Annotated in this window: 2 protein-coding genes; one reads left to right on the plus strand and one right to left on the minus strand. The window is 74.7% G+C overall.

From position 1 onward, the window contains the following. Positions 1-119: 119 nt before the first annotated feature. Positions 120-1484, minus strand: coding sequence for a dipeptidase (locus tag ACFXHB_RS44625; RefSeq protein WP_380582943.1), 1365 nt, complete (start codon positions 1482-1484; stop codon positions 120-122). Positions 1485-1657: 173 nt separating this feature from the next. Here ACFXHB_RS44625 and ACFXHB_RS44630 point away from each other — a divergent pair, with 173 nt between their 5' ends. Continuing rightward, positions 1658-2935, plus strand: a complete 1278-nt coding sequence (locus ACFXHB_RS44630) for a geranylgeranyl reductase family protein (protein WP_380582945.1) — start codon at positions 1658-1660, stop codon at positions 2933-2935. Positions 2936-2973: the final 38 nt, after the last annotated feature.

Consider the following 2973-nt stretch of genomic DNA (forward strand, 5'->3'; position numbering starts at 1 on the left):
TGCGAACGTTGGTTTGACGCGACCGGGTGGGGCTTGGCGGGCCGGTGCGGGCCGGGGGTGCGGGGGTTCGGTACCGCCGTCACCCCGGGAGCGCTGCCCCGGCCGGGCCGGGGGCCGGCTCAGGCCGAGCGCAGTTCCGCGTACCGGCGCAGGAAGAGGGCCTCGGTGAGGGCCATCCGCTCCAGCTCCCGCGGGTCGACGCTCTCGTTGACCGCGTGGATCTGGGTGGTCGGCTCCTCGACGCCGATCAGCACGATCTCGGCCTGCGGGTAGAGCGACTGCAGGGTGTTGCAGAGCGGGATCGAGCCGCCTTCGCCGGAGGCGACCATCGGCGTGCCGAAGGCCTCGGCCATCGCCGCGCCCATCGCCTCGTACGCCGGGCCGGAGGTGTCCGCGTTGAACGGTGAACCGACGCCCTGCCGTTCGATCCGGAGCCGGGCACCGGTCGGTGCCTGGGCCTCCAGGTGGGCGATCAGCGCCTCCTGCGCGGCGAGGGCGTCGGTGCCCGGCGGCACCCGCAGGCTCACCAGGGCCCTGGCGGCGGCCTGGACGGAGGAGGTGGCGCCGACCACCGGCGGTGCGTCGATGCCGTGGACGGTGACGGCCGGGCGGGCCCAGAGCCGGTCCGCGACGCTGCCGGTGCCGGTCAGCGCCACGCCGTCCAGGACCTTGGCGTCGGTGCGGAACTGCTCCTCGGGGTACTGCACCCCGGGCCAGGTCTGGTCGCTGGTCAGGCCGGCCACCGCGACGTCGCCGTGCTCGTCGTGCAGCGAGGCCAGCATCCGGACCAGGCCCTGCAGGGCGTCCGGGGCGGCACCGCCGAAGGCCCCCGAGTGCAGGTTGCCGGCCAGGGTGGTGAGCGACACCTCGACCATCGTCATGCCGCGCAGGGTGGCGGTGACGGTGGGCAGGCCGGCGGCGAAGTTGCCGGTGTCGCCGATGACGATGACGTCGGCGGCGAGCAGCTCGGGGTGTGCCTGGGCGTACTGCTCCAGGCCGCCGGTGCCCTGCTCCTCCGAACCCTCCACGATGATCTTCAGAGCGACCGGGTACCCGCCGTCGACCTGGCGCAGCGCCCGCAGGGCCGTCAGGTGCATCAGGATGTTGCCCTTGCAGTCGGCGGCGCCGCGCCCGAACCAGCGGCCGTCACGCTCGGTCAGTTCGAAGGCCGGGCTGAGCCAGGCGGCCTCGTCCAGCGGCGGCTGCACGTCGTAGTGGGAGTAGAGCAGCACGGTCGGCGCGCCCTCGGGGCCGGCCAGCTCGCCGTAGACGGCCTGCGTGCCGTCGGGGGTGTCCAGCAGCCGCACGTCCGTCAGGCCCTCGGCGGCGAAGGCGTCGGCGACCCACCGGGCGGCGCTGCGGCACTCCTCGACGGGGAACTGGCGCGGATCGGCGACCGAGCGGAAGGCGACCAGTTCGGCGAGGTCGGTGCGGGCACGGTCCATCAGGGACCGGACGGCGTCGGCCAGGGGCTGCTGCGGCATCTGGATGCTCCGGAGGTGGAGGGTCCGGGTCCGGGGGGTGGCCCGGCCGGACGGCGCTGACAGGGGGATATGTCGATCATAGGCCGAATCGAACGGCCAGTCCGGAGAGTCGTGCGGACGTTCGGGGCGGCGCGACGGACGAGGGCTCCGGGGGACGCATAGGATGGCTCGACGTGACTGACTCCGGAAGCTCCGATTCCCGTAGCCCGCTCGACGCCGAGGCGCCCGGACAGCCGTCCGAGCCGCGGCCCGCCCCGTCACCGGACGGGCCCGACCGCTTCGAAGGCGTCTGGGACGTCGTCGTGGTCGGCGCCGGACCGGCCGGGGCGTCGGCCGCGCAGGCCGCCGCCGCCCAGGGCCGCCGTGTCCTGCTGCTCGACAAGGCCGAGCACCCCCGGTACAAGACCTGTGGCGGCGGCATCATCGGCCCCTCCCGGGACAGCCTGCCGCCGGGCTTCCGACTGCCGCTGCAGGACCGGGTGCACGCCGTCACCTTCGCGTACCGGGGCCGGTTCACCCGGACCAGGCGCTCCAAGCGGATGCTGTTCGGGCTGGTCAACCGCGACGAGTTCGACCTGCGTCTGGTGCAGGCGGCCAAGCAGGCGGGGGCGGTGCTGGTCACCGGAGTGACCGTCACCGGGGTCGAGCAGCGCGGCGGCGAGCACCGTACGGCCGTCGTCACCGCCGCCGACGGGCGCACCTTCGAGGCGCGGGCGGTGGTCGGGGCGGACGGCAGCGCCAGTCGGATCGGCCGGCACGTCGGGGTCTCCTTCGACCAGATCGACCTCGGGCTGGAGGCGGAGATCCCCGTCCCGGCCGAGGTCGTGGCCGACTGGGCCGGCCGGATCCACCTCGACTGGGGCCCGCTGCCCGGCAGTTACGGCTGGGTGTTCCCGAAGACCGAGTCGAACAGCCTGACCGTCGGCGTCATCTCGGCGCGCGGGGACGGCGAGCGGACCAAGCAGTACCTGGCCGACTACATCCGGCGGCTCGGGCTGGCGGGCTTCCCGCCGAGCGTGGAGTCCGGGCACCTGACCCGTTGCCGGGCCGAGGACTCGCCGCTCTCGCGCGGGCGGGTGCTGGTCGCCGGGGACGCGGCCGGCCTGTTGGAGCCGTGGACCCGCGAGGGCATCTCCTACGCGCTGCGGTCGGGTCGGCTGGCCGGTGAGTGGGCGGTCAAGGTGGCCGAGGCGGGCAGCGCGGCCGACGTCCGCCGCGAGGCGCTGAACTACGCGTTCGCCATCAAGGCCGGGCTGGGTGTGGAGATGCGGGCCGGCAAGCTCATGCTGGCGGCCTTCGAGCGCCGGCCGTACCTGTTCCACGCGGCGGTGTGCCTGGTCGCCCCGGCCTGGCGGGCGTTCGCCCGGACCACCCAGGGGCACACCACCTTCGCCCAGGTGCTGCGGCAGTACCGGGCGGCCCGGAAGCTGACCTCGCTGGCCTCGCGGTAGCGGGCGGGGGCTCCCGCGGACCGCCCGACGTCGGTCGG

The sequence above is a fragment of the Kitasatospora sp. NPDC059327 genome, assembly GCF_042752535.1.
Taxonomy (GTDB): domain Bacteria; phylum Actinomycetota; class Actinomycetes; order Streptomycetales; family Streptomycetaceae; genus Kitasatospora.

Excerpts from the sequence above, each read along its gene's own strand:
- ACFXHB_RS44625 (WP_380582943.1), bottom strand. The coding sequence starts at position 1,484 with ATGCCGCAGCAGCCCCTGGCCGACGCCGTCCGGTCCCTGATGGACCGT.